Origin of the sequence: Streptomyces sp. NPDC046197 (assembly GCF_040646295.1) — a bacterium.
Classification (GTDB): Bacteria; Actinomycetota; Actinomycetes; order Streptomycetales; family Streptomycetaceae; genus Streptomyces.
The window spans coordinates 230,341-254,758 of the sequence record NZ_JBEYZY010000004.1; the positions used below are offsets into that span (position 1 = coordinate 230,341).

The following is a 24,418-nucleotide window of genomic DNA, read 5'->3' on the forward strand; positions in this document are numbered from 1 at the left end:
GCTGGGCCGGGACCGGGCGAATCGCTGCCGTCAGGCGAAGTTGACCAGTCTTATGTAGCGGACCCAGTCCCAGTTCGGCCCGGGGTCGGTGTGGTCCGTGCCCGGTACCTCGAAGTGCCCAATGATGTGCGCGCGGTCCTTGGGGATGCCGTAGGTGTCGCAGATCGCCGCGGTGAGCTTGGCCGACTGCTCGTACAGGGCGTCGGTGAAGTACGCGGGCTGATCGACCCAGCCTTCGTGCTCGATGCCGATGCTGTGCGTGTTGTAGTCCCAGTTACCCGCGTGCCACGCGACGTCCGCCTCCCTGACGCACTGCGCGACGTGTCCGTCGGCGGAACGGACGACGTAGTGGGCGGACACCTTCTTCTCCGGGTTCTGGAAGATCGAAATGGTTCTGGCATACGTCTCCTGTGTGACGTGGATGATCACACGGTCGAGGGAGTAGGCCATGGGCCGGTCGGACGCCGTGTAGTTGGAACTGCTCGCCGGCCGCCATTCGACATCCGGGTAGTCGACGGCCTGGGACCCTGCACTGGCCGGGGTGCTGGGGAGTAAGGCGTACGGGACGGCGGCGAGGGCGGCGCCCTTCAAGAGCCGTCTTCTGCTGGGTAGTGGTCTTGCCCGGTCCATGGGCGGTGGCCTTTCTGTGGGGGAAGGTCTGTCGGCTGGGTGTGGGGGACTGTTCGTCGGGCGGACGGCACGCACTCAGCGCCGGAGCGCCGCCGCCGTCTCGCACAGGCGCGCGTGCAGTCCGCGGTGAGTCTCGCGCACGGGCAGCCACTCCTTGCGGAGCTTGGCCACGCACGTGTAGTTGGTGTCGCACACGTTGGCCAGCGGTGATTCGACGGCCTGGGTCGCGAACTGGTAGGCGTCCGGCTCGCTGAACCCGTAGTCGCGGACCAGCCACTGGACCAGGTCCAGCTGCGATATCCGGAACGCGTCCTCAAGAGGGCGGGCCGAGCCGGTGGAGATGATGTGGGTGTCGGATTCGAGGCGTGGCCAGGGCGTGGTCACTTTCTTGAGCAGCTCGACGATCACCACCGTGTGCATCGCGCATTCGACGGCGACTCCGCAGGTCTCGCCCTCGCCCTGCCGGGCGTGTCCGTCGCCCAGGCTCAGCAGCGCACCCTCGACGTGCACCCCGAGGTAGCAGGTGACGCCGGCGCGCATCTCGGGCGTGTCCATGTTTCCACCGTGGGCGTCGGGCACCAGCGCCGACCGCACCTCCAGACCGGCCGGGGCAACCCCGACGGTGCCGTGCATCGGGTCAACAGGCAGCTCGACCTCGATGTCGCTGTCGCGCGCCCGGAACAGCGCGGTACGTCGCGTCCGGTCCAGTTGCCAGATCCACACGGTCTCCGGCAGCGGAGGCTGCAGCGTGGCCGTCGTGTGCGTCGAGGTGAGCGCGCCGAACAGGGGCACGGTCGTCGAAGCCGCCCAGTCGCTGGCCGGTTCGATCGACACGAAGTGCACCGCGACCGTGTCGCCCGGCTCCGCGCCCTCCACGTGGAAGGGACCCGTCTGCGGGTTGAGGAACGGGAACTCGCATACCTCCGACACCAGGTCCTTCTCCGACCGCACCCGCCCGCCGAAGCAGTCCTCCGTGTACAGGTCGAGGACCGTGCCCGGTGCGATGCGCGCCACGGGCGGCACGCCGCCGAACGTCCAGGCGTACTCGTCCGGCTCGGGACGCACGGTCAGGATTTGAGGATCGCTCATCGCTGCACAGCTCCGCTCTGTCGAAGGCCGGTGAAGGGGATTCGTCGAGGCCGAGGTCGAGGTCGAGGCGCGGCCTCGGACGTGCGCTCGCGGAATTACGTTACGGCGCTTGCCGGTTGGGCAGAAGAACGCGGCGAGGTTCGGTGGACGCGCAGGGAATTGTGGATAACTCGGCCACTCGAACGAGTGAAGTAGGCCCGGCGTCAGGCAGGTTGTGACGTCGGAGTCGGGCAGGGGCCGACTTGGGGGTCAAACAGGCTGCCGACGTGGCGGTCAAGCAGGTTGCCGAGGGCGCAGTCGGACAGATGAGGCGTCGGAGCCCGGCAGCTCGGGGTCCGGGCTCAGGCTCCTTCGGCCACGGACGCCGGATCGTCGAGGACCGCGCGTACCACCGAGTGTGCGGCGCCCAGCAGCGGGCCCTCGGGGCCCAGCCGGGAGACGGACACCGGGCAGGCGGGCCCGGCGGTGCGCCGGGCCAACTCGGCCTCCAGTGACGGCAGGAGCCAAGGCGCGAGCCCGGCCAGGGCACCGCCGAGCACCACCGTCCGGGGGTCGAGCAGATTGACCGCCCCGGTCACTGCGACACCGAGCGCCGCTCCGGCGTCGTGCAGGGCCCGTCGTACGGCGCGGTCGCCCTCGGCGGCACGGGCGGCCAGCAGCCCGACCCGGTCCTCGCCCGGCTCCAGACCGGCCGCGCGCAGCACTGCCTCCTCGCCGGCGTACTGCTCCAGACAGCCCCGCCCGCCACACGGGCAGGCCGGTCCGTCCGGTTCGACCGGCACATGACCCAGCTCGCCCGCGAAGCCGCGGGTGCCACGCAGCAACCGTCCGTCCACGACGACCGCCGCACCGATGCCGATCTCGGCCGACACGTGCAGGAAGTCCGACGGCACGCCCTCGGCGAGCCAGAGCTCGGCGAGTCCGCCGAGGTTGGCCTCGTTGTCCACGGTCAGCGGAAACTCGGGCGGCAGCAGCGCGCTGAGGTCGATGTCGTGCCAGTCGAGGTTCGGGGCGCGGACGACCGTACGGCCGTCTCGGGCGATCAGGCCGGGCACGGCGACACCGAGTCCCGCCGGACGCAGGCCCTGTTGCCCGGCCTCGGCGACCACCTCACGTATCAGCGCGGTGAGTTCCTCCGTCACCGCTTCGGGCGAGCGGCCCCGGTTCGTGCCGTGGCGGACGGCCCGGGCCCGGACCTCACCCCGCAGATCGACCACACAGGCAGCGAGGTGGTCCACGCCGACCTCCGCGCCCACTCCGGCCGGGCCGTGCCCGCTGACGGCGAGGGCGGAACCCGGCCGACCCACGCGGCCAGGGCGCGCGGGTCCCAGTTCCTCCAGCAGCCCCGAGCGCAGGAGCTCGTCGACGAGGGTCGACACCGCCGCACGGGTGAGTCCGATGTGCGAGGCGACCGCGGCCCGGGACAGCGGCCCCTCGGCACTGACGGTGTGCATGACCCGGGCGAGGTTGCGGCGGCGTATGCCCTGCTGGGTGTCGGGCAGCGAGCGCCCGGACCCGGCTGTGCGGGCCTCGTGCAGTGGTGCGGTCATGCCTCCGTCCGTCCTCGGTCGGTGCCGTCGGTGGATGCCGGCGGGGGCCGTCCCTCAGGTCCTGCAGCGGTACCCGTCGGTGGCCGTCCGCCGGGTGCGCGTCGACGTCCCGTCGGCGGCGCCGGCCGGAATGTCAGTTGGTCTGCGTCCCCCGCTCCAGCAGGGGGGCCGCGTCGGAGAGTACCCCGGTGATCCTGGCCAGCGCCGCCTCGTCCCGCTCCACCGCGTCCAGCACGGGCCCCTCGGCGGTCTTCCAGCGCCGCGCCACCGCGGCCGGATCCTCCCCGGTCAGCACGCCCGCTGCCTGGGCCGCGGCGCCGAGAGCGACCAGCTCCTTCGCCTCGGGCACCTGGACCGGCCGCCCCGACAACCGGCGTACCGTCTGCTGCCAGGCTCTGCCCCGGGCTCCGCCGCCGATCAGCAGCAGGGGCGCGGTGCGGTCGGCGTCCTGGTCGAGGACCAGATCGAGCGCCCCGAGCAGTGCGTGGACGGCGCCGTCGTACGCGGCCTGCAGCAGCTGCCCCGCGGTCGTGTCGTGACGCAGTCCGTGCAGCAGCCCGGAGGCGTTCGGCAGATTCGGGGTGCGTTCGCCGTCGAGGTAGGGGAGCAGGGTGACCGTGGTGCCGGGTTCGACGGCCTCCCGGTCCAGGCCGAGCAGCCCTGCGACGCGGTCCACGGCGAGCGTGCAGTTCAGGGTGCAGGCCAGTGGCAACCAGTCCCCGCGCGCATCGGCGAAGCCCGCCACCGTACCGGTCGGGTCGCCGGGCCGGTGCTGCGACACCGCGTACACCGTGCCCGACGTGCCGAGGCTCAGGACCGGCGTGCCCGAGCGCAGACCGAGGCCGAGCGCGGCGGCGGCGTTGTCCCCGGTTCCGGGCGCGACCAGGGTGCCCTTGGAGAACGGCAGGTCGTGACTGTCGCGTACGGTTCCCACCACCTCGCCGGGCCGCACCACGCGGGGCAGCAGTGCCGGGTCGAGCCCCACATGGGCGAGGATCTCCTCGTCGTACGCCTCCGTCACGGACGCCCACCAACCCGTTCCCGAGGCGTCCCCGCGGTCGGTGGTGCCCAGCCCCGTCAGGTGTCCGGTCAGGTAGTCGTGAGGGAGACGCACGGCTCTCGTCGCCCGGACCGCGTCCGGTTCGTTCTCGGCCAGCCACGCCCACTTCGCGATCGTGAAGGAGGCGCCGGGCACACTGCCCGTGCGCTCCGCCCATGCCTTCGGGCCGCCGAGTTCCTCGACGAGACGGCGTGCCTGCGCGGCCGAGCGCACGTCGTTCCACAGCAGGGCGGGCCGCACCGGTTCGCCCCGGCCGTCCAGGGTGACGAGTCCGTGCTGCTGGCCGGCGATCGACACGGCGGCGGCCTCGTGCGCCGCGTCCCCGCACTGGTCGAGCGCCGCGCACAGGGCGTCCCACCACTGGCGCGGGTCGCTCTCCCGCCCGGCCCCGGCGGAGACGGTGTGCGGTGCCTGGCCGCTCGCCACGACCTGCCCGGTGGCCGCGTCGACGACGAGCACCTTGGTGGACTGGGTGGACGAGTCCACACCGACCACAAGCGGACCCTCGGCTGCTGACATCGGGCTCTCCCTCTTCCGCGGCTCGTGGGATCTGACCTGGTGTTTTCACGGTGTTCTGGGCGCGGCGACGCGGATGCCGCGCCCGTCGCGGCCACCTTGTCCCTTCCCAGGGATGTGTTCGCATACTAATTTGTAAACCGCCATGACGAAATAGTCGCAAGCGAGCAAGGAGCCGCGGCATGAGCTACCAGCCCACCCCCGAGGACAGGTTCACCTTCGGCCTGTGGACCGTCGGCTGGCAGGGACGGGACCCGTTCGGCGACGCCACGCGTCGCGCCCTCGACCCGGTCGAAACGGTGCAGCGTCTGGCCGAACTCGGTGCCCACGGCGTGACCTTCCACGACGACGACCTGATCCCCTTCGGGTCCTCCGACACCGAACGCGAGTCGCACATCAAGCGCTTCCGCCAGGCACTCGACGCGACCGGCATGACCGTTCCGATGGCCACCACCAACCTCTTCACGCACCCCGTCTTCAAGGACGGCGCGTTCACCGCAAACGACCGCGACGTCCGCCGATACGCGCTGCGCAAGACGATCCGCAACATCGACCTGGCGGTCGAGCTGGGCGCCAGGACGTACGTGGCCTGGGGCGGCCGGGAGGGGGCGGAGTCGGGCGCCGCCAAGGACGTGGGGGCCGCCCTCGACCGCATGAAGGAGGCGTTCGACCTTCTCGGCGAGTACGTCACCTCCCAGGGCTACGACCTGCGCTTCGCCATCGAGCCGAAGCCGAACGAGCCCCGCGGCGACATCCTGCTGCCCACTGTCGGCCACGCGCTGGCGTTCATCGAGCGCCTGGAGCGCCCGGAGCTGTACGGCGTCAATCCCGAGGTGGGCCACGAGCAGATGGCCGGGCTCAATTTCCCGCACGGCATCGCACAGGCCCTGTGGGCCGGCAAGCTCTTCCACATCGACCTCAACGGTCAGTCCGGCATCAAGTACGACCAGGACCTGCGCTTCGGCGCCGGTGACCTGCGCGCCGCCTTCTGGCTGGTCGACCTGCTGGAGAGCGCCGGCTACGACGGGCCGCGCCACTTCGACTTCAAGCCGCCGCGGACCGAGGACCTGGACGGTGTGTGGGCGTCGGCGGCGGGCTGCATGCGCAACTACCTCATCCTCAAGGAGCGTTCGGCCGCCTTCCGCACCGACCCGCAGGTGCAGGACGCCCTGCGCGCCTCCCGGCTGGACCAGCTGGCCCGGCCCACCGCCGCGGACGGCCTGCAGGCGCTGCTCGCGGACCGCTCGGCCTTCGAGGACTTCGACGTGGAGGCGGCTGCCGCGCGCGGGATGGCCTTCGAGCGCCTCGACCAGCTGGCGATGGACCACCTGCTGGGCACGCGCGGCTGAGAAAGGATGTCTCCGTGCCGCGCGCGGCTTAAAAGCACGCACGGGCCGCACGTGGCTGAGAAGGCGCCCACGGGCCGCACGTGGCTGAGAAGGCGCCCATGGGGCGCGCGTGACTGGCGCCCACGTGTCATGCCCGGCTGAGACCGACGCGTGCGTGTGCAGGGACCCCGTGCGAAATGCTCCGGAATCATGCGGTCCATGACATGGGTCCGTGTCAACGTTCGCGCGAGGGTCGCGTTCCGGCCTCTTCGCGGTGACGCTGAGCGGTATGGCAGCCCCGCCCGTACCGCCTCGGCCGCCCGGACCTCCGGATGGCACGCCGCCTTCGGGCGGTGGCTTCGGACCACCTCTCGGAGAACATCTTCCGCCGGCGTACGGAGACCGCCTTCCGTCCGGGTCGCACAGGCGCAGCACCCCGCTGCTGGTCCTCATGACCGTGATCGTGGCCGCCGGTGCCGTCGCCGTCGTGTTGATGATGGCGTCCTCGAGGGGCGGCTCACCCGGCAGGAAGCCGCCCATCGAGGCCAGTCCCCGGACGAGCGGCTCGCCCCGCCCCTCCTTGAGCATCCCGACCGGGCTGCCGAGCAGGCTCCCCAGCAAGTTGCCGTCCTTGCCCCCAGGCTTCCCGAGCAGTCTGCCGACCGGGATCCCCGGCGACCTCGAATCGCTGATTCCGTCCCTGGAGGACGGCTCTCTGCCGTGACCTGCCGTCAGACGGTGCGCGACAGTCGCAGGTGGGCCGGCCTGGGCAGTTCGCCCGGGGGTGTCGTCAACCCCCGGCCGATACCCCGGGTGACCCCCGGCTGCAGTCGGGGGATGGCGCCATGGCCGCCGCGGTCCGCTGATTCGTACGTTTCCTCAGGTCAGGATGCTGCCCAGAGAGCCGGAGACCAGCCATGCCCCTGCCCATCGCACCCGTTGCCGCGCGCATCCCCGAGCCCCCGGGCGCCTCACCCGCCGGAAGTGAATTCGCCCCCCTGCTGCACTCGGTCAAGGACCACGGACTCCTGGAGCGGCGGAACGCCTGGTACGCGCGGGGCATCGCCCTCAACGCCCTCGCCCTGGCCGGCACGGTCACCGGGGTCGTCGCGATCGGCAACTCGTGGTGGACGCTCTGCCTGGCCCCCCTGCTCGCCGTGCTCTCCGCGCGCACGGCATTCATAGGTCACGATGCGGGCCATGCCCAGATCACCGGGAACAAGGACGTCGGCCGGATGATCGGCCTGGTGCACGGCAATCTGCTGCTCGGCCTCAGCTACGGGTGGTGGAACGCCAAGCACAACCGTCACCACGCCAACCCCAATCACATCGACAAGGACCCGGACGTCGCCGCGGACGTCCTGGTCTTCACGAGCGAGCAGGCCAGGAGCCGCACGGGCTTCCGGCGCAGGCTCACCCGAAACCAGGCCTGGCTGTTCTTCCCCCTCACCCTCCTGGAGGCGATCGCCCTCAAGGTGCACAGCTTCCAGGACCTGCGCCGACGGCCTCCCAAGGAGAGGACGCTGGAAGCGGCACTGCTGATCGGCCATGTCGCGGCCTACACGACGCTGCTGCTCACCTGCCTGTCGCCCGGCAGGGCGCTGGCGTTCGCCGCCCTCCACCAGGCACTGTTCGGACTGCACCTGGGGCTGGCCTTCGCACCCAACCACAAGGGTATGGAGATGCCCGATCCGCACGGCGAGCGCTGGGGACACCTGCGCCGCCAGGTGCTGACCTCACGCAACGTTCACGGCGGAGCCCTGACGGACTGGTTCCTGGGCGGCCTCAACTACCAGATCGAGCACCACCTGTTCCCCAGCATGCCCCGCCCCCATCTGCGGCTCGCCCAGCCCCTGGTCCGTGCGCACTGCCGGGACCTGGGCATTCCGTATGCCGAGACAGGTCTCCTCGACTCCTACCAGCAGGCACTGCGGCACATGCACGAAGTCGGGCAGCCCCTCAGGATGGACTAGCCGGGATGCCCCGCCGACCGGCCGGGACACCCCGCCCGGACGCGGACGGAGGCCGGACCCGGCACGACCAGTAGGGGGCCCGGCTCAGGGACGCCTCAGGGTCGCGGTCAGGAACCGCCGGAAGCACGAGCCCGTTTTCACGACAGAGAGCGGCAGTGGCCGCGAAGGAGGCGACAGATGTCGAAGAACGCGAAGATCGCCGCAGGAGGTGTGGTGGTCGGGCTCATCCTGCTGATCTGGCTGCCCTGGTGGGCCGCGCTCCTGGTAGTCCTGGGAGTCCCGGCCGCCGCGTACCTCACGCTCGACCCCTCGCAGCGCCGCAGGCTGCGCCGCGTCACCCGCAAGGAGCTGGGCCGCTGAGGCACTACCGCTGCCGCGCGTCAGCGCCCAGCGCGCAGGAGCCGGTGACATCGCCGCCCACGGGCCTGCCGACGGTACGGTCCGCGGGCGGCTGGATGCCGCGCTCCACCCACCTCACCAGCGCGTCGAAAGCCGACCGGTAGCACGGCAGGATCGGACGCAGCCGGTCCGGATAGGTGTCGTACAGCCCGTCGACGTGGGTGCCGCCCTGGATCGTGTAGTAGCGGTGCAGCCCGCCGCGCCCGCTCGCGTCGACCATGCGTGCGTACACGTCCGAGTCCGCGGCCTTCGGCAGCAGCGCGTCCACGTCGCCGTGCAGCGTGATGAGGGGCCTGCCGATCCGACCGGTCAGCCCCACACGGGCCACGGCACGGCGTACGGAGGCCGGACGGGACGCGTAGTCGTAGGCCGCGTCGGAGGCACACGGTGCCAGGATCTGCTCCGGTGTGCTCCCCGCGGACGGCCCAGGACAACCCGGGTCGTATCCGGGGTCGAACTCGGCACGGTAGATCTTCTGTGTGACGCCCCAGTAGGCCTGCTCGTGGTACGGCCACAGAAACTCCGAGCCGCGGGGGAAGCCGACCGCGTACATGTCCTCGTCACTCGCCGACCCAAGAGTCCGCGCGACCGCCGTGGGCAGCGAGGTCAGAAGACCGGGACCATCGGGCGTCCACAGGGCACCCTCCCAGTCGACGCCTCCGTCGTACAGCTCCGGATGGTTCTCCAGCTGCCAGCGCGTGAGGTAGCCGCCGTTGGAGATGCCAGTCATGTACGTGCGGCGCGGGGCGCGGCCGTAGCGCTGGGCGACGGCACGTTTGGCGGCCCGCGTGAGCTGGGTCGTCCGCGTGTTCCACTCGGCCACGGCATCACCGGGCCGGGTGCCGTCGCGGTAGAAGTCGACTCCGTTGTTCCCCTTGTCGGTGGCGGCGTAGGCGTAGCCCTGGGCCACTGCCTGGTCCGAGATCGCCCTGTCCGTGGCGTACTGCTTGCGGGTGCCGGGTGCTCCGGTCACCACGAGCCCGCCGTTCCAGTGGTCGGGCAGCCGGATCACGAACTGGGCGTCGTGCCGGCGGCCATGGGTGGTGTTGAAGTGCGAGGAGTCCGGGAAGTAGCCGTCGATCTGCATGCCGGGCACGCCGGACGGAGCGGGGGTCCCGCGAGCCGTGAGCCCCGCCTGGTCTGCCGTGTCGGTGAACGGGGTTCCGGCCAGCCCCGTAGTGGTCAGGTCCGTGAGACACGCGCTCTGCTGGAACGCTGCGCCCGGCACCCGCACAAGCTCCTGGCGCGCGCAGTGGCCGTCGCCATCCGCCGTGGCCCGGGCCGGAGGCGGCCAGGTGAGAGCAGCCGTCACCAGCGTGGCGGCGAGCAGCGGGACACCTCGGTACAGACGCACGACGGCCTCCAGGCGTGAGGGGAAGCGGAGCAGCACGGGTAGTGGACCCGGGAGCTGCCTCATCGTGCGGTCCCGCCTTCGCGTCATCCATGGCTTGGCGCCACACCGAGTGGCGATCCCGCATGGGGAGCCGCAACACGTGAGGGAGGTGAAGTCCCTTGCCCAGCAAGGATCTGCGCACCGCCTGTCGCCGAGCTGGGTGTGTCGCCCGCCCCGCTCGGATGGGATACGGGTGCAGCCGACAGCCGACAGCCGACAGCCGACAGCCGACAGCCGACAGCCGACAGCCGACAGCCGACAGCCGACAGCCGACAGCCGACGACCGCCACCTCGCACACGCCCCGGAATTCAGCTCGGGCGTACCGCCAGCTTGTCGAGAGCCTGGAGCAGGCCGGGCAGTTCGGGGCCGCGGCCGACGGGCAGGACTTCACCGGGTTCTTCGTCGAGGAGCACGAAGGCGATGTCGTCGGTGCGCGCCACCATCGACCAGCCGGGACCGTCGGCCCGCAGGGTTCGCGCGTCGCCCGGGGCGAAGGACGACCTGACGCGGCCGAGCGGCGGCGGCGAGTCCACATACGCGCGAGCCTCCGCCAGCACCCGCCGAATGCCGCCGTGGCCCGGTGCGGTGTCCCTGTCGGCATCGTCCGGAGAGCGGTCGGTCGCGTCGGCCCCCTTGCCGGGCGTCGAGAAGGTGTCGTCGTCGATCTGCTCTCGCCAGACGGCCCACTGCAGGGCGATCTCGTCGGCGCCCAGGCGCCGCTGTGCGGGACCCCAGGTGCTGGTGTCGGGTGGCGACAGCGGCGGCCCGTCCGAGACCTCCGGGCCCGGGTCGTGCGGTGCGGGCACGCCGGGGGCCGCGACGGCGACCGCGAGGGGCCAGCCCGGCAGGGCGGTGACGACGGAGCGCTCGTCGGGCGACAGGTCGTACTCCATGCCGCAGTCCCAGGACGCGATGGCGACGGCCACCAGCGACACGTCGTCGATGGCGACCGTCCATCGTGCCCCGTCACCGTCCTGACCGAGCACCAGACCGTATCCGTCGGCGCGCGGCGCGAGCCCGAGCGCCGCGCAGGCCTCCGGATAGTCGTCGCCCAGCACACTCGGGAACTGCGCCGGCGTCAGCAGTACCGCCGTGAGCACGTAGAGCGCATCGTCCGCGGCGGCGACGGCGTCCTCATCCGTCCCGGCCATCCCAGCCTCCCCATCGTTTGGTCCAACGGCGCGCACCCTAGTGCGAGTGGAAGGCGGTTGTCACGACTCCTGTGTGCACTCGGACCTGCAGTTTTCCGCCTGGACGGGGGCGAAACGACCTTCGGGCCGCCGCATCTTTCAGGCGGCCGGGAGCCCGAGCAGCGCCCGCGCCACCGTCTGCGGCGACTCGTCCCGCTCCCGGGCCAGGGCGATCACGGCCCGGCACGCCAGTTCACTCACACCGAACGACAGCGCCTCCGGCGAGACCCAGGTCGTGGCCTCGTCGATCCGTTCCTGATCGTCCTCCGCGCAGGCGGACACGTAGACGGCAGCGGCTTCGAAGAGGTTGTGCCCACGGGTGTCCCGGCCGCTGCTCGTTCCCGCACGCAAGGAGACGACGAATCTGGCGACGGACTTGCGGAGCCAGCCGAACATGTGGTCCACCTTCCCCCTGTGGTTTCCGGCACCGATCGTTCATTTGCTGCTACTCAACGTAGAGTTGGAGTTCTTGCGGCAGAAGGGGGACGGCGCTGTGAAGCGTTTCGAGCGGCTGGAACAGATCCGCCGGATGGACCCGGTGGCGGACGCGTCGAAGATCTACCGGCTCACCGCGGCGTACGAGTTCCCATGGGACCTCACCCGCGCCTTGGAACTGGCGCTGTACCGCACGTACGCGGTCCCGAGCATCGGCCGGCTGCTCGCCGAAACCGCGGAGCTCACGGACCGTACGCAGAAGCGCTACGACGACACCTCGCTGCTCCTCGACGCCGTCGTCGAACACGGTTTCGGTAGCGAGCAGGGTCGCACCGCGATCCGTCGCATCAACCAGATGCACCGCAGCTACGACATCAGCGACGACGACATGCGGTACGTGCTCTGTACGTTCGTCGTCGTGCCTCGGCGGTGGATCGACGCCTACGGCTGGCGCCGCCTCTCCCGGCACGAGGTCGTCGCGTCCGCCGTCCACTACCGCACATTCGGCCGGCACATGGGCATCCCGGACATCCCCGAGTCCTACGAGGACTTCGAGGCCCACCTCGACGCCTACGAGGAGGCCCACTTCGGCTGGGACGAGCAGGCCCGGCGGGTTTCCGACGCCACGCTCGGCCTGATGGCCTCCTGGTACCCACGCCCCCTCGCGCCTCTTCTGCGTACCGCGACCCTCGCCCTGCTCGACGAACCTCTGCTGCGTGCCTTCCGCTACGAGCCCCCGGCCGCCCTCACCCGAGCGCTCGTGCGCCGTGCGGTCCGCACCCGAGGTCGCGTCACGCGCCTGCTGCCGCCGCGGCGGGCCCCGCACTTCGCGCGGCAGAACTGGGAGATCAAGAGTTATCCGAAGGGCTACCGTCTGGCCGACCTCGGCACCCGGCCGGTCCCCGGCCTCCGAGGCTGCCCTGTGCGGCACACGGGTACCTCAGCGGTCGGACCCGTCGAGTGACTCGATCGTGGTGCGCAGCCAGCCGAGTTCGGCCTGCGACGTGGCGCGCGCGATGGTGAGGATGCCGCGCCGGAAGGGATCGTCGACCTCCTCGGCACGCACCGGGCTGTCACGTTCGTAGAAGAAGCTCGTGGGCGTCTCCAGGAAGGCCAGTCGGCGTCGCAGCACGGCTGCCTGGGCGCCGGGATCGTCCAGGTGCCTGAGGAAGGCGAGCACGGTGAACCAGCGGTTCTCGTCGGTGATGTCACAACGTCATGTTCGACAACCCGGACGTGTTCGCCGCGGCCGTCGCCGGACGGGTCTGACGCAGCGGTCTTGCCGACCGGCCGGGTCGGTACCACGTCAGCCTTCCGTCCGCGCCCGTACCGGTCAGGCTCCCCGAACGGCCAGCGCCAGGAAGCGGGCGTCCTCGTCGACGTACGACGTCATGCGCCACCCGGAACCGGCCAGCAGCGAACGCAGATTGCCCTCCGCGCGGAGGTCGTCCGCCGTGATCCGGCGCCCTTGACGTGCGGCCAGCGCGGCCCGGCCGATCGGGTGGAAGAGCGCCAGCGTGCCGCCGGGGCGGACCACGCGCGCCACCTCGCGCAGGTTCTCGGTGGGGTGGGGCAGGTGCGCGATGAGACCGGCGGCAAAGACGGCGTCGAGCGACTCCGACTTGAGGGGCAGCGCAGCGACGTCGGCGAGCAGCAGCCGCCCGTCGCGGTCCCGGCCGGCCCGTACGGCGGCCTGCAGCATGGCCGGGGTCAGGTCGGCCCCGACGACCACTCCCGAGGGCCCGACGGCGGCACGGAGCGCCGGGAGGGCCCGCCCGGTGCCGCAGCCCGCGTCCAGCACGCGATCGCCCTCGTGCAGGCCGAGCTCGGCGACCGCGGCCGCGTAGGCGGGGCCGTCGTCGGGAAAGCGGCTGTCCCAGTGTGCCGCGCGAGCGGTGAAGAACTCCTGTACGTGTGTGTGGTCGTCGCTCATGTTCCGCATGATTCCTTACCGGCGTGGATGAACGCTCCTGCGCACACGCTCGGGCGCTGCGCGATCGCTCAGGTACCTCTCCGAGTCATATTCCAACACCTTTCGAAACGCGCCCCCTCGGTGCACCCGTGCCCCCTAGCGTTTCGGGGCCATGGGACACCTGGACCACGCAACCTTCGGGTGGCTGACGCCCCTGCTGTCGTACGTGATGGCGTGCATCGGTGCGGCGCTGGGGCTGCGCTGCACGGTGCGCGCGCTCGGCGCCACCGGCCGCTCGCGCCGGAACTGGCTCGTCACCGCGGCGTCGGCAATCGGCACGGGGATCTGGACCATGCACTTCGTGGCCATGCTCGGCTTCGGCGTCAGCGGCACCGAGATCCGCTATGACGTGCCCCTGACCGTCCTCAGCCTGCTGGTCGCCGTGGTCGTCGTGTGCGCGGGCGTCTTTGCCGTCGGCTACGGCCGCGACCGTCGGCGCGCGCTCATCCTCGGCGGACTCACCACCGGACTGGGTGTGGCGAGCATGCACTACCTGGGCATGGCGGCAGTACGTCTGCACGGCGACGTGAGCTACGACCCCGTGCTCGTCGCCCTCTCCGTGGTCATAGCCGTCGTCGCGGCCACCGCCGCCCTGTGGGCCGGCCTCAACATCAAGTCACCGGTCGCTGTCACCGTCGCCTCGCTCGTCATGGGAGCGGCGGTCAGCAGCATGCACTACACCGGAATGTTCGCGGTGCGCGTGCACGTCGCGCCCTCCGACGCTGCCCTGCCCGGGGCCACGGCGATGCAGTTCATCTTCCCCCTCGCCGTCGGCCTCGGGTCCTACCTCTTCCTGACCTCGGCCTTCGTCGCGCTGTCGCCCACGGCGCGGGAGCGCGAGGCGTCCGCCTCGGCCCAGCGGCCGGTCGAGAGCGCCGTCCCCTAGAAGGACGGCCGCCCCGGCGTGGACGGAACGCCCCCGAACCCTTCCGAGCGAGGAGCCATGCGAACACCCCGCAGGACCCCCACAGCCGAGACGTCGGCCCCGCCGCCGGTACGCGGCCGCCGGGCGCACGCCGGACCGCCCGCAGACGAAGGATCCGAAAAGCCCTTCACTGGCTCGCCGCACGATGCGCCCACGCGCGCGGGGCGCCGGGCGATGCGTCCCCGCACCATCCGGGCCAAGATCGTCTGTCTGCTCATGGTGCCCGTCGTCTCTTTGCTGGCACTGTGGGCGTACGCCACGGTCAGCACCGCCCAGGACGTCTCGCGGCTACGACAGTTGCAGCGCGTGGACTCCGAGGTGCGGGCCCCGGTCGCCGATGCCGTCGCCGCGCTGCAGGACGAGCGGGAGGCCGCACTGCGCTGTGCCCTCGCCCCGGGGGCCGGGGGGAGCGAGGACCTGAAGGACCGCGCCGCACGCATGGACCGGGCCGTGGCCCGGCTCCGGCTCGGCGACCACGACACCATTGCCGACAGCGGTGAACTGCCCACCGGGGTCGCCCTGCGCCTCCGGGCGTTCGTGACCGGCGCCGGGAATCTCCGCTCCCTGCGCACAGCGGTGCTGGACCGGCGCGTGGGCTGGGATGAGGTGTATGGACAGTACACGAACGCGATCTCGGCGGCGTTCGGTGTGGACGGCGCGCTCACCGGTGTCCAGGACGCCGACCTCGGATCCGACGCACGCGTCCTGCTGGAGTTCTCCCGCGCGGGTGAGGCGTTGGCCCAGGAACACGTCGTGCTGGCCGGTGCTCGCCTGGCCGGCGGACTGGAGGGAGAGCGGCTGCGCCTGTTCACCGGCGCCGTCGACACACGCCGTGCCCTCACCGGCACCGCCGTCGCCGACCTGCGTGGCTCCGGACGTGCCGTGTGGCAGCGCCTCGCCGACAGCGGCGACTACGTCACCTTGGGCGCCGTCGAGGACAGGGTGCTGTCCACCGGTCAGGGCCACCGGGCGATCGCCGCGGCGCCGGAAGCCACCTGGGCCAGGGTGCACGCGCGCGTGCAGGACGGCATGCGCACGATCGAGACGGACGCCGGCCGCAGCGTCACGAACGGAGCCGACCCATTCACGCGCGGTCTGCTCACCCCGGCCGGTGCCGCGGTGCTCCTCGGCCTCGCCGCCGTCTGCGCCTCCCTCCTCATCTCCGTCCGCATCGGACGCGGCCTCGTCGTCGAACTGGTGAGTCTGCGCAACAGCGCCCTGGAGATCGCCCACCGCAAACTCCCCGAGGCCATGCGCAGACTGCGGGCGGGCGAGGAGATCGACATCCGGGCCGAAGCCCCGAGCGGGCCGCCCGCTCAGGACGAGACCGGCCAGGTCGCCGAGGCCCTCGGCACCGTCCACCGCGCCGCACTGCGAGCCGCCGCGGAACGCGCCGAACTCGCCGGCGGCATCTCCGGGGTCTTCGTCAACCTCGCCCGACGCAGCCAGGTCCTCGTGCACCGCCAACTGAGCCTGCTGGACAGCATGGAACGGCGGTCGGAGGACCCCAACGAGCTGAGTGACCTCTTCCGGCTCGACCACCTCACCACCCGCATGCGGCGTCACGCGGAGAGCTTGATCATCCTCTCCGGAGCCGCACCCGGCCGGGCCTGGCGGATGCCGGTGTCCCTGACGAACGTGGTCCGCGCGGCTGTCTCCGAAGTGGAGGACTACGCGCGCGTGGAGGTACGACAGCTCCCTGACGCCTCCGTCATTGGAGCGGCCGTCGCCGACCTCACCCACCTGCTCGCCGAGATCGTGGAGAACGCCGCCCAGTTCTCACCGCCGCACACGCGCGTGCGTGTCACCGGCGAGCCCGTCGGCAACGGCTACGCCATCGAGGTCGAGGACCGAGGCCTGGGCATGGGAAAGGAAACCCTCGCCGACGCCAATCGCCGCATCACGCAGTCCGAGGCGCTCGACCTGTTCGACAGCGACCGGCTCGGCCTCTTCGTGGTCAGCAGGCTGGCCGCCCGCCACGACATCAAGGTGCACCTGCGGACCTCGCCCTACGGCGGTACCACCGCGGTCGTTCTGCTGCCCACGGCCCTGTTGCACAGCAGCGCGGAGGAACGTTCCCCCCGTTCCACGGCGGATCAGGAACAGGGCGCGGAACACGGGTACGCGCGTGTGCCGGGTACCCGGCGGCACCAGGACTCCGTCTCCGCACCGGCCGACCGCCCCGCACTGGCCCCCGCCGTGCAGGCCGCCCCCGAGACCGCGACCGACACCCCGCTCCCTGGAGTCACCACCTTGCGCATGCAGCGTCCCCCGGAGAACCCCGACGGCTCCGACAAGCTCCCCCGGCGCATGCGGCAGGCGAGCCTGGCCCCGCAGCTGCGCGAACGGCGCACCGGGGATCCTGCGCACCCCCGCGCTTCCCGCGACGACGACCGGCGCACACCCGAGCTCGTAAGGGACCGCATGGCCGCATACCGCGACGGCTGGGCCCGCGGCGGCGGTCGGCAGCCCGGCCGCGGTGGCGCACCGGAGCCGGCAGCAGGCAGCGACATCAGTGAAGGAGAGGCTCGATGATCAGTGCGCATGAGCCGTCAACGGCATCCACGCATCAGCCACCCCCGGTCCTCGCGGACCGCCGACATTCATAGGGACCCCGCATGATCCAGGACCCCCGCATGAGGGCCGCCCAGCGGTCCGGTGAACTCGACTGGTTGCTGGACGACTTGGTGCTGCGCGTGCGTGAGGTGCGGCATGCGGTCGTACTGTCGAACGACGGGCTCGCCGTCGGCGCGTCGTCCGACCTCAAGCGTGACGACGCCGAGCATCTGGCCGCCGTGGCGTCCGGGTTCCACAGTCTGGCCAAGGGGGCGGGCCGTCATTTCGGGGCCGGTGGCGTGCGCCAGACGATGGTGGAGATGGACGACGGCTTCCTCTTCGTGGCTGCCGCGGGCGACGGCTCCTGCCTCTCCGTCCTCACCGCCGTCACGGCCGACATCGGCCTGGTGGCGTACGAAATGGCACGCCTGGTCAAGCGGGTGGGTGAGCACCTCTACGCGCCGCCCCGCGTCACGGCGCGGCCGCCCACCACCGGATGAAGCGAGAGGGCGGTCCGCGCAGATGACTGATGATTTCGGTGGCGCTCCGCACCAGCCGGGCAGCCAGTGGTACGACGGCGAGGCCGGCCCCCTCGTCCGCCCGTACGCCATGACAGGGGGACGCACCACGCCCGGCCCCACCGGCGTCCGTTTCGACCTCATCGCCCTCGTCACGTTCGACCCACGCGCCCCCCACGCAAAGGACGACTCCGCGCTCGGACCGGAGCACCGGAACCTCATCGACCTGTGCCGTGCGGAGACGCAGTCCGTCGCCGAACTCGCCACGGACGCCGACCTGCCCGTCGGAGTGGTCAGGGTGCTCCTCGGAGACCTCCTGGAGCTCGGCTGCGTCACCGTCAGCCGTCCGGTGCCGCCCGCGCAGCTACCCGACGAGCGGATTCTGCGAGAGGTGATCGAGGGGCTGAGAGCACTGTGAAGGAAGGACCAAGTCCTGTTGCGAACGTATACGTCCCTCTTGTGCACCCATCCTGGTAGCCAACGGGCGCCAGACGGTCGGATCGGGGAATTTACGATCCAATCCCTCGAAAGGGTGCCTCACTTGTCATGATGCTGACTTCCTACCCGAGCACCCCGGTCACCGATGTCCCGTGCGGACCTCGCGCCGGTGTGCGGCAGGCCTGCACGGGCGTCGATCGTCGCCGGCACTCCTGAGAGAAGTGATCCATGGTCTCCGAGCACTCCGATGCCCAGGACGGCGAGACGTCCGCCCTGGCGTTGAAGATTCTGGTCGCCGGCGGTTTCGGCGTGGGCAAGACCACCCTGGTGGGTGCGGTCAGTGAGATACGGCCGTTGCGTACCGAGGAACTGCTCAGCGAAGCCGGCCAGTTGGTGGACGACACCGACGGCATCGACCAGAAGGTCACCACGACCGTCGCCATGGACTTCGGGCGGATCACGATTCGATCCGGCCTCTCCCTCTACCTCTTCGGCACGCCGGGCCAGGACCGTTTCTGGTTCCTGTGGGACGAGCTGTCACAGGGAGCCCTCGGTGCCGTGGTCCTTGCGGACACCCGGCGGCTGGAGGACTGCTTTCCCGCGGTCGACTACTTCGAGCACCGGCGCATCCCCTTCGTGGTGGCAGTCAACTGCTTCACGGGAGCCCGCATCCATGGGGCACACGACGTGTCACGGGCCCTGGACCTCGACCAGGGAACGCCTGTCGTCCTCTGCGACGCACGCGACCGCGACTCCGGGAAGGAGGTGCTGATCCGGCTCGTCGAGTACGCCGGGCGGATGTACACCGCCCGGCTGCTCGAATCCGTGAGCTGACCCGGAACCGCCGCCCAGGCACTCGGCGGGAGCCGTCGCAACGGCGACCGTTCTCAGTCCGCCAGGTCCTTCACCGCCACCACCTTGCCGACCGAGACGCGAACGAGAAGCTCGCCCGGGACCCCGTTGCGGGCGCCGAACTCCTCGGCGCGTTCCTCGCCCATGTAGCGGGCACCGATGCGGGTGGCCCAGTGCCGGAGCTCGTCCAAGTCCTCGGACAGACGGGCGCGGCCCTGCACGACCACGAAGCTGAACGGCGGCCGGTCGTCGTCCACGCACAGGGCGACCCGGTCGTCCCGGGCCAGATTGCGTCCCTTCACCGTCTCCTTCCCGGTGTTGAACACCAGATCCTCGCCGTCGAGCACGAACCAGATCGGCGCGACATGCGGGCTCCCGTCAGCCCGGACGGTCGACAACTTGCCGGTGCGGGTGCCGTACGAAACGAAAGCCCGCCACTCCTCGTCGGTCATCTTGTGTGCCATGCCCCCATCCTCCTTGCCGCGGCAGCAAGGGTGGGGAAGGCTTGCGGGAGATCCTCCGGCAAAGGAGGACACATCACACGGGGAGACCGCAACATGGCGCAGAAGACACTCGGCTGGCTGCTCGACGACCTGACCCAGCGGGTGGAGCACGTACGGCACGCACTCGTGCTGTCCAACGACGGACTGGTGACGGGGGCGAGCACCGGACTTCGACGCGAGGACGCGGAGCACCTCGCAGCCATCTCGTCCGGGCTGCACAGCCTGGCCAAAGGATCAGGACGCCATTTCGGCGCGGGCAAAGTTCGCCAGACCATGGTCGAGTTCGACGACGCGGTCCTGTTCGTCACGGCCGCCGGCGCGGGCAGCTGTCTATGCGTGCTCAGTGGAGCGGAGGCCGACATAGGCCAGATCGCCTACGAGATGACCCTGCTCGTCAACCGGGTCGGCGACCACCTCGACGTCGACGCACGCCATCCGGAGCGAGCACCCGCAACAGACCTCTGACCTGCGAGTTCACCGACCCCCGTGGAGTTATCCACAGGCTCGCCACCAGATCCGCCGCACCGGCTACCGTTTTTTCCAGGCGGACGCACACGGCCGCCGGTCACACACTCCACGGGGGAGACGAGCATGTCCGGCAACACCATCATCCACGAGGTCACGCCCACAGCCGAACGGACCGCAGGCACCGGCCAAGTGCCCCTCAGCTTGGGCCGCGCGGGGCGGGAACTCGGCCTGAAACGCAGCGAGTTCGACCTTGCAGTCCACCTGGGCCACATCCGCACCGTCCCCGATGAAGGGGGAGGCGGGCGCCTCGTCGCCCGCTCGGAGGTCGACCGGCTGCGCGCCCAGGACGGCTTCCCGGAGGCGCTGCAAAGGCGCATCGAAGTGGTGGGCACCCGAGAAGGCGCCGCCATGATGGAGGTGACCCCGGCCAGATTCACGCGTCTTGCCCGCCTCGGCCTGGTGGTGCCGGCCAAGTTCTACCTCAATCGCTACCGGTCCGTGGTGTGGCTGTATCTGGCCGACGAACTACGGCAGTTCGCGGGCGCCACGGAGAATTCCTCGCTGCTCGGCCACCGGCCGCTGCCCGAGGGGCTGCGCGACCAGTTGGACGCGGGCTTGGACCTGCGTCCGCGCAACTGGCGGGGACGCCACCTGGGCTGCCTGCTGCGCCAGGCCGACGACCCGTGGGAGAGGGCGGCCGCCGTGGCATCGCTCCTCGACGCGGTGCAGGTCTCGGAGGTCGTCACGGACCCCTACGAACGCGCCCACCTGAACCGCTTCCGGCCCCAGCCGCCGGCCCATGGCGCACCGGGCTCACCCGCCGCTCAGCTCACCGAGCGGATCCTGACGGCGGACGGCCCCGACGAGATCGCGTGGCTGCGGGCCGACCTGGCACGCGCACTTCAAGAGGCACGCGCCCACCGGCCCGCACCCCGCCCGGCCGCACGGCACACCGACCGGCGTCCGGCTCCGGAACAGCGGCCGACCACTCCCGATCGGTCCCAGCGGTCACGCGGCCTGCTGGGCCGGTTCTTCCGCAGAGGCGTCTGAACCACGGCCCGCCCGCACCCCCCTGTGCGGCCCATCCTCTACAGCGCGCGGAAGAGCCCCTCCTGGACCACCGACACCAGCAGGCGTCCCTCCACGTCATAGATGCGCCCGCGGGCCAGGCCCCGTCCGCCGGTCGCCACCGGGGACTCCTGGTCGTACAGGAACCACTCGTCCGCGCGGAACGGCCGGTGGAACCACATGGCGTGATCCAGCGACGCCATGTCGAAGCCTCGCTCAGCCCACAGCGGCTCCACCGGAATGCGCACCGCGTCCAACAGGGTCATGTCACTGGCGTAGGTCAGCGCGCAGGTGTGCACCAGGGGATCGTCGCCGAGCGGTCCGACCGCGCGCATCCACACGGCGCTGCGCGGCTCGGCGTCCTTGACCTCCTCGGTGGTCCAGCGCAGCCGGTCCACATAACGGATGTCGAAGGGCTGGCGACGCGCCATGCGCTCCAACTGTTCGGGCAGCGCGCCCAGATGCTTACGAATCTCGTCGGTGACCGTCGGCAGGGACTCGGGATCAGGGACCTCGCGGGCCGGCGGCAGCTGGTGCTCGAAGCTCCCCTGTTCAGGCTTGTGAAAGGAGGCGGTGAGATTGAAGATCGTGCGGCCCTGCTGCACCGCGGTGACCCTTCGGGTGGTGAAGGACCGTCCGTCCCTCACCCGCTCGACCTGGTACACGATCGGCACACCCGGCCGGCCCGGGCGCAGGAAGTACGCATGCAGCGAGTGCACCGGGCGCTCGCCATCGGTGGTGCGTCCGGCGGCGACCAGGGCTTGGCCCGCCACCTGGCCGCCGAAGACCCGCTGCAGGGACTCGTGCGGGCTGCGGCCGCGGAAGATGTTGACCTCGATCTGCTCCAGGTCGAGCAGGTCCACGAGCCTTTCGGCCGGATTCGTCATGGGTGGAGTTCTCCCGGGCTCACAGCTGACCGACATCGGTGACACGCACGATCGCACGGCCCTCCTCGTCGGAGGCCGCGAGGTCGACCTCCGCACTGATACCCCAGTCATGGTCGCCGTTGGGGTCGTCGAAGATCTGCCGCACTCGCCACAGCCCGTTCTGCGGCTCCTCCTGGATCACGAGCAGCTTGGGGCCGCGGGCGTCGGGACCGGTGCCGAGGTCGTCGTACTCCTCCCAGTACTTGTCCATCGCCTCGCCCCACGCCTCGGCGTCCCACCCGGACTCGCCGTCCAGCTCGCCCAGCTCCCCGACCTGGTCGAGGGCGGCCAGCTCGACGCGGCGGAACATGGCGTTGCGCACCAGGACGCGGAACGCCCGTGCGTTGGCCGTGACCGGCTTGACCTGGTCGGCGCGCTCCTGAGCCTCCTCGGCGGTCATCTCCTCCGGGTTCGCCAGCTGCTCCCACTCGTCCAGCAGGCTGGAGTCCACCTGGCGCACCATCTCGCCGAGCCAGGCGATCAGGTCCTGGAGGTCCTCGGACTTCAGGTCGTCCGGGACGGTGTGCTCCAGGGCCTTGTAGGCACTGGCGAGGTAGCGCAGCACGATGCCCTCGGTGCGGGCCAGCTCGTAGAAGGAGACCAGCTCCGTGAAGGACAACGCCCGTTCGTACATGTCCCGGATCACGGACTTGGGCGACAACGGATGATCGCCGACCCAGGGGTGGCTCTTGCGGTAGGTGTTGTAGGCGTGGAAGAGCAGCTCCTCCAGCGGTTTGGGGTAGGTGATGTCCTGGAGGCGTTCCATGCGCTCCTCGTACTCGACGCCGTCCGCCTTCATCGCAGCCACGGCCTCGCCGCGCGCCTTGTTCTGCTGGGCGACGAGGATCTGCCGCGGGTCGTCGAGCGTGGACTCCACGACGGACACCATGTCGAGGGCGTAGGACGGCGACTCCGGATCCAGCAGCTCGAAAGCCGCGAGCGCGAATGTCGACAGCGGCTGGTTCAGCGCGAAGTCCTGCTGCAGATCGACCGTGAGGCGGACGATGCGCCCCTCCGCGTCGGGCTGGTCGAGCTTCTCGACGATGCCGCCGTCGAGGAGCGAGCGGTAGATGGCGATCGCGCGCCGGATGTGCCGCAGCTGCTGCTTGCGCGGCTCGTGGTTGTCCTCCAGCATGCGCCGCATCGCCTCGAAGGCGTTGCCGGGACGGGCGATCACCGACAGCAGCATCGTGTGCGTCACCCGGAAGCGGGACGTCAGGGGTTCCGGCTCGGAGGCGATGAGCTTCTCGAAGGTGTTGTCCGTCCAGCCGACGAAGCCCTCCGGTGCCTTCTTGCGGACCACCTTCCGGCGCTTCTTCGGGTCGTCGCCCGCCTTGGCGAGCGCCTTCTCGTTCTCGATGACGTGCTCCGGGGCCTGCGCGACGACGAAGCCCTCCGTGTCGAAGCCCGCACGCCCGGCCCGGCCCGCGATCTGGTGGAACTCCCGGGCGCGCAGGGTGCGCACGCGACTGCCGTCGTACTTGGTCAGCGCCGTGAACAGCACGGTGCGGATGGGCACGTTGACGCCGACGCCGAGCGTGTCCGTGCCACAGATGACCTTCAGCAGACCGGCCTGTGCCAGTTTCTCCACCAGGCGCCGGTACTTGGGCAGCATGCCGGCGTGGTGGACGCCGATGCCGTGCCGTACGTAGCGGGACAGATTACGGCCGAACTTGGTGGTGAAGCGGAAGTTGCCGATCAGCTCGGCGATCTGCTCCTTCTCCTCGCGCGAGCACATGTTGATGCTCATCAGCGCCTGCGCCCGCTCCACGGCCTGGGCCTGCGTGAAGTGCACGATGTACACCGGAGCCTGCCGGCGCTCCAGCAGATCGGTGAGCGTCTCGGTGAGAGGGGCGCGCCGGTACTCGTAGGACAGGGGTACGGGGCGGGTCGCCGAGCGGACCACCGCGGTGGGACGGCCGGTGCGGCGGGTGAGGTCCTCCTCGAAGAAGGAGACGTCACCGAGAGTGGCCGACATGAGGATGAACTGCGCCTGCGGCAGTTCGAGCAACGGGATCTGCCAGGCCCAGCCGCGGTCCGGCTCCGCGTAGAAGTGGAACTCGTCCATCACGACCTGGCCGACGTCGGCGTTCTTGCCGTCGCGCAGCGCGATCGACGCGAGGACCTCAGCGGTGCAGCAGATGACGGGCGCGTCGGCGTTGACCGAGGCGTCGCCGGTGAGCATTCCGACGTTCTCCGTGCCGAACAGCTTGCACAGCTCGAAGAACTTCTCCGACACCAGGGCCTTGATCGGAGCCGTGTAGAAGGTGACCTCGTCGCGGGCCAGCGCGGCGAAGTGCGCGCCGGCAGCGATCATGCTCTTGCCGGAACCGGTGGGTGTCGACACGATCACGTTCGCGCCGGAGACCACCTCGATCAGCGCCTCCTCCTGGTGGGGGTAGAGCGTGAGACCGCGCTCCTGCGCCCACGACTCGAAGGCTTCGTAGAGGGCGTCGGGGTCGGCGGTCGGCGGCAGCTGATCGATGAGGGTCACGCCCCCATCTTGCCTGGCCTTGTGGCCCAGACGGGAATCGGATGCCGTCCCGAAGATCACGACCGCTACGCTGTGTCGCCGACGGGGCATCAGCGCACCGGGCCAACTGGACAGCGGCACACGAAGAATGGGGC

The 24,418-nt window shown here is 70.7% G+C and carries 22 protein-coding genes and 1 pseudogene; 11 read left to right on the top strand and 12 right to left on the bottom strand.

What is annotated here, in order from left to right; translation table 11 throughout:
- Positions 1-30: 30 nt before the first annotated feature.
- From AB0A61_RS08070 to xylB, 4 genes are all read right to left on the bottom strand, one after another.
- On the bottom strand, positions 31-630 hold the full coding sequence (locus AB0A61_RS08070) for an N-acetylmuramoyl-L-alanine amidase (RefSeq protein ID WP_361287934.1): 600 nt from the start codon (positions 628-630) through the stop codon (positions 31-33).
- 75 nt (positions 631-705) lie between these two features.
- A complete protein-coding gene (locus AB0A61_RS08075) occupies positions 706-1,719 on the bottom strand; it encodes an acetamidase/formamidase family protein (RefSeq protein WP_361287935.1) in 1,014 nt (337 codons plus the stop codon).
- Positions 1,720-2,060: 341 nt separating this feature from the next.
- Positions 2,061-3,269 carry an ROK family transcriptional regulator gene (locus AB0A61_RS08080; RefSeq protein ID WP_361287938.1) on the bottom strand — a complete coding sequence of 403 codons (1,209 nt, stop codon included), beginning with the start codon at positions 3,267-3,269 and terminating at the stop codon, positions 2,061-2,063.
- 133 nt (positions 3,270-3,402) lie between these two features.
- Positions 3,403-4,848: a xylulokinase gene (gene xylB, locus AB0A61_RS08085; protein WP_361287941.1), complete on the bottom strand. Its 1,446-nt coding sequence runs from the start codon at positions 4,846-4,848 to the stop codon at positions 3,403-3,405.
- Positions 4,849-5,027: 179 nt separating this feature from the next.
- Between xylB and xylA the strand changes: the two genes are divergently transcribed.
- The 3 genes from xylA to AB0A61_RS08100 all read left to right on the top strand — a co-directional run bounded on the left by xylA (position 5,028) and on the right by AB0A61_RS08100 (position 8,506).
- Positions 5,028-6,194 carry a xylose isomerase gene (xylA, locus tag AB0A61_RS08090; protein WP_361287944.1) on the top strand — a complete coding sequence of 389 codons (1,167 nt, stop codon included), beginning with the start codon at positions 5,028-5,030 and terminating at the stop codon, positions 6,192-6,194.
- A gap of 896 nt (positions 6,195-7,090) precedes the next feature.
- Positions 7,091-8,146: an acyl-CoA desaturase gene (locus AB0A61_RS08095; RefSeq protein ID WP_361287946.1), complete on the top strand. Its 1,056-nt coding sequence runs from the start codon at positions 7,091-7,093 to the stop codon at positions 8,144-8,146.
- Positions 8,147-8,323: 177 nt separating this feature from the next.
- Positions 8,324-8,506, top strand: coding sequence for a hypothetical protein (locus AB0A61_RS08100; RefSeq protein WP_361287949.1), 183 nt, complete (start codon positions 8,324-8,326; stop codon positions 8,504-8,506).
- A 4-nt stretch (positions 8,507-8,510) separates the two neighbouring features.
- Here AB0A61_RS08100 and AB0A61_RS08105 read toward each other — a convergent pair whose 3' ends face one another.
- The 3 genes from AB0A61_RS08105 to AB0A61_RS08115 all read right to left on the bottom strand — a co-directional run bounded on the left by AB0A61_RS08105 (position 8,511) and on the right by AB0A61_RS08115 (position 11,525).
- Complete coding sequence (locus tag AB0A61_RS08105) at positions 8,511-9,899, bottom strand: tannase/feruloyl esterase family alpha/beta hydrolase (RefSeq protein ID WP_361287951.1); 1,389 nt, start codon at positions 9,897-9,899, stop codon at positions 8,511-8,513.
- A gap of 348 nt (positions 9,900-10,247) precedes the next feature.
- Positions 10,248-11,090 (bottom strand): hypothetical protein, encoded by an 843-nt coding sequence (locus AB0A61_RS08110; RefSeq protein WP_361287954.1) that lies wholly within the window; start codon positions 11,088-11,090, stop codon positions 10,248-10,250.
- Between the two features lie 138 nt (positions 11,091-11,228).
- Positions 11,229-11,525, bottom strand: a complete 297-nt coding sequence (locus AB0A61_RS08115; RefSeq protein ID WP_361287957.1) for a hypothetical protein — start codon at positions 11,523-11,525, stop codon at positions 11,229-11,231.
- Positions 11,526-11,622: 97 nt separating this feature from the next.
- Here AB0A61_RS08115 and AB0A61_RS08120 point away from each other — a divergent pair, with 97 nt between their 5' ends.
- Positions 11,623-12,528: an oxygenase MpaB family protein gene (locus AB0A61_RS08120; RefSeq protein WP_361287960.1), complete on the top strand. Its 906-nt coding sequence runs from the start codon at positions 11,623-11,625 to the stop codon at positions 12,526-12,528.
- On the opposite strand, the pseudogene AB0A61_RS08125 reads toward AB0A61_RS08120, so the two are convergent.
- Both AB0A61_RS08125 and AB0A61_RS08130 read right to left on the bottom strand, forming a co-directional pair.
- Positions 12,505-12,774 (bottom strand): annotated as a pseudogene (locus AB0A61_RS08125) (PadR family transcriptional regulator); the annotation flags it as partial. The gene AB0A61_RS08120 and the pseudogene AB0A61_RS08125 overlap by 24 nt on opposite strands.
- 123 nt (positions 12,775-12,897) lie before the next feature.
- Entirely contained in the window at positions 12,898-13,497 is a 600-nt protein-coding gene (locus AB0A61_RS08130; RefSeq protein WP_361287963.1) for a class I SAM-dependent methyltransferase, read from the bottom strand.
- Positions 13,498-13,648: 151 nt separating this feature from the next.
- Between AB0A61_RS08130 and AB0A61_RS08135 the strand changes: the two genes are divergently transcribed.
- The 5 genes from AB0A61_RS08135 to AB0A61_RS08155 all read left to right on the top strand — a co-directional run bounded on the left by AB0A61_RS08135 (position 13,649) and on the right by AB0A61_RS08155 (position 18,807).
- On the top strand, positions 13,649-14,422 hold the full coding sequence (locus AB0A61_RS08135) for an MHYT domain-containing protein (protein WP_361287966.1): 774 nt from the start codon (positions 13,649-13,651) through the stop codon (positions 14,420-14,422).
- A gap of 57 nt (positions 14,423-14,479) precedes the next feature.
- Positions 14,480-16,996: a nitrate- and nitrite sensing domain-containing protein gene (locus AB0A61_RS08140; RefSeq protein WP_361287969.1), complete on the top strand. Its 2,517-nt coding sequence runs from the start codon at positions 14,480-14,482 to the stop codon at positions 16,994-16,996.
- Between the two features lie 83 nt (positions 16,997-17,079).
- The gene (locus AB0A61_RS08145) at positions 17,080-17,517 is read left to right on the top strand and encodes a roadblock/LC7 domain-containing protein (protein ID WP_361287972.1); all 438 of its coding nucleotides are present in this window, start codon (positions 17,080-17,082) and stop codon (positions 17,515-17,517) included.
- 22 nt (positions 17,518-17,539) lie between these two features.
- Positions 17,540-17,953, top strand: a complete 414-nt coding sequence (locus tag AB0A61_RS08150; protein ID WP_361287975.1) for a DUF742 domain-containing protein — start codon at positions 17,540-17,542, stop codon at positions 17,951-17,953.
- Between the two features lie 248 nt (positions 17,954-18,201).
- The gene (locus AB0A61_RS08155; RefSeq protein ID WP_361287978.1) at positions 18,202-18,807 is read left to right on the top strand and encodes an ATP/GTP-binding protein; all 606 of its coding nucleotides are present in this window, start codon (positions 18,202-18,204) and stop codon (positions 18,805-18,807) included.
- A gap of 53 nt (positions 18,808-18,860) precedes the next feature.
- Here the strand turns inward: AB0A61_RS08155 and AB0A61_RS08160 are convergent, their stop codons facing one another.
- Positions 18,861-19,289: a PPOX class F420-dependent oxidoreductase gene (locus AB0A61_RS08160; protein WP_361287981.1), complete on the bottom strand. Its 429-nt coding sequence runs from the start codon at positions 19,287-19,289 to the stop codon at positions 18,861-18,863.
- A 93-nt stretch (positions 19,290-19,382) separates the two neighbouring features.
- On the opposite strand from AB0A61_RS08160, the gene AB0A61_RS08165 reads away from it, so the two are divergent.
- Both AB0A61_RS08165 and AB0A61_RS08170 read left to right on the top strand, forming a co-directional pair.
- Entirely contained in the window at positions 19,383-19,793 is a 411-nt protein-coding gene (locus AB0A61_RS08165) for a roadblock/LC7 domain-containing protein (RefSeq protein ID WP_361287984.1), read from the top strand.
- A 126-nt stretch (positions 19,794-19,919) separates the two neighbouring features.
- Positions 19,920-20,846 (top strand): DUF6397 family protein, encoded by a 927-nt coding sequence (locus AB0A61_RS08170; protein WP_361287987.1) that lies wholly within the window; start codon positions 19,920-19,922, stop codon positions 20,844-20,846.
- 38 nt (positions 20,847-20,884) lie between these two features.
- Here AB0A61_RS08170 and AB0A61_RS08175 read toward each other — a convergent pair whose 3' ends face one another.
- Together AB0A61_RS08175 and AB0A61_RS08180 are read right to left on the bottom strand one after the other, a co-directional pair.
- A complete protein-coding gene (locus AB0A61_RS08175; protein ID WP_361287990.1) occupies positions 20,885-21,751 on the bottom strand; it encodes an acyl-CoA thioesterase II in 867 nt (288 codons plus the stop codon).
- A gap of 19 nt (positions 21,752-21,770) precedes the next feature.
- On the bottom strand, positions 21,771-24,284 hold the full coding sequence (locus tag AB0A61_RS08180; protein ID WP_361287993.1) for a DUF3516 domain-containing protein: 2,514 nt from the start codon (positions 24,282-24,284) through the stop codon (positions 21,771-21,773).
- Positions 24,285-24,418: the final 134 nt, after the last annotated feature.

Bases quoted from the DNA above. Each gene is read 5' to 3' on its own strand.
- AB0A61_RS08070 (WP_361287934.1), bottom strand. From the start codon at position 630: ATGGACCGGGCAAGACCACTACCCAGCAGAAGACGGCTCTTGAAGGGC.
- AB0A61_RS08075 (WP_361287935.1), bottom strand. From the start codon at position 1,719: ATGAGCGATCCTCAAATCCTGACCGTGCGTCCCGAGCCGGACGAGTAC.
- AB0A61_RS08080 (WP_361287938.1), bottom strand. From the start codon at position 3,269: ATGACCGCACCACTGCACGAGGCCCGCACAGCCGGGTCCGGGCGCTCG.
- xylB (WP_361287941.1), bottom strand. From the start codon at position 4,848: ATGTCAGCAGCCGAGGGTCCGCTTGTGGTCGGTGTGGACTCGTCCACC.
- xylA (WP_361287944.1), top strand. From the start codon at position 5,028: ATGAGCTACCAGCCCACCCCCGAGGACAGGTTCACCTTCGGCCTGTGG.
- AB0A61_RS08095 (WP_361287946.1), top strand. From the start codon at position 7,091: ATGCCCCTGCCCATCGCACCCGTTGCCGCGCGCATCCCCGAGCCCCCG.
- AB0A61_RS08100 (WP_361287949.1), top strand. From the start codon at position 8,324: ATGTCGAAGAACGCGAAGATCGCCGCAGGAGGTGTGGTGGTCGGGCTC.
- AB0A61_RS08110 (WP_361287954.1), bottom strand. From the start codon at position 11,090: ATGGCCGGGACGGATGAGGACGCCGTCGCCGCCGCGGACGATGCGCTC.
- AB0A61_RS08115 (WP_361287957.1), bottom strand. From the start codon at position 11,525: ATGTTCGGCTGGCTCCGCAAGTCCGTCGCCAGATTCGTCGTCTCCTTG.
- AB0A61_RS08130 (WP_361287963.1), bottom strand. From the start codon at position 13,497: ATGAGCGACGACCACACACACGTACAGGAGTTCTTCACCGCTCGCGCG.
- AB0A61_RS08135 (WP_361287966.1), top strand. From the start codon at position 13,649: ATGGGACACCTGGACCACGCAACCTTCGGGTGGCTGACGCCCCTGCTG.
- AB0A61_RS08140 (WP_361287969.1), top strand. From the start codon at position 14,480: ATGCGAACACCCCGCAGGACCCCCACAGCCGAGACGTCGGCCCCGCCG.
- AB0A61_RS08145 (WP_361287972.1), top strand. From the start codon at position 17,080: ATGATCCAGGACCCCCGCATGAGGGCCGCCCAGCGGTCCGGTGAACTC.
- AB0A61_RS08150 (WP_361287975.1), top strand. From the start codon at position 17,540: ATGACTGATGATTTCGGTGGCGCTCCGCACCAGCCGGGCAGCCAGTGG.
- AB0A61_RS08155 (WP_361287978.1), top strand. From the start codon at position 18,202: ATGGTCTCCGAGCACTCCGATGCCCAGGACGGCGAGACGTCCGCCCTG.
- AB0A61_RS08160 (WP_361287981.1), bottom strand. From the start codon at position 19,289: ATGGCACACAAGATGACCGACGAGGAGTGGCGGGCTTTCGTTTCGTAC.
- AB0A61_RS08165 (WP_361287984.1), top strand. From the start codon at position 19,383: ATGGCGCAGAAGACACTCGGCTGGCTGCTCGACGACCTGACCCAGCGG.
- AB0A61_RS08170 (WP_361287987.1), top strand. From the start codon at position 19,920: ATGTCCGGCAACACCATCATCCACGAGGTCACGCCCACAGCCGAACGG.
- AB0A61_RS08175 (WP_361287990.1), bottom strand. From the start codon at position 21,751: ATGACGAATCCGGCCGAAAGGCTCGTGGACCTGCTCGACCTGGAGCAG.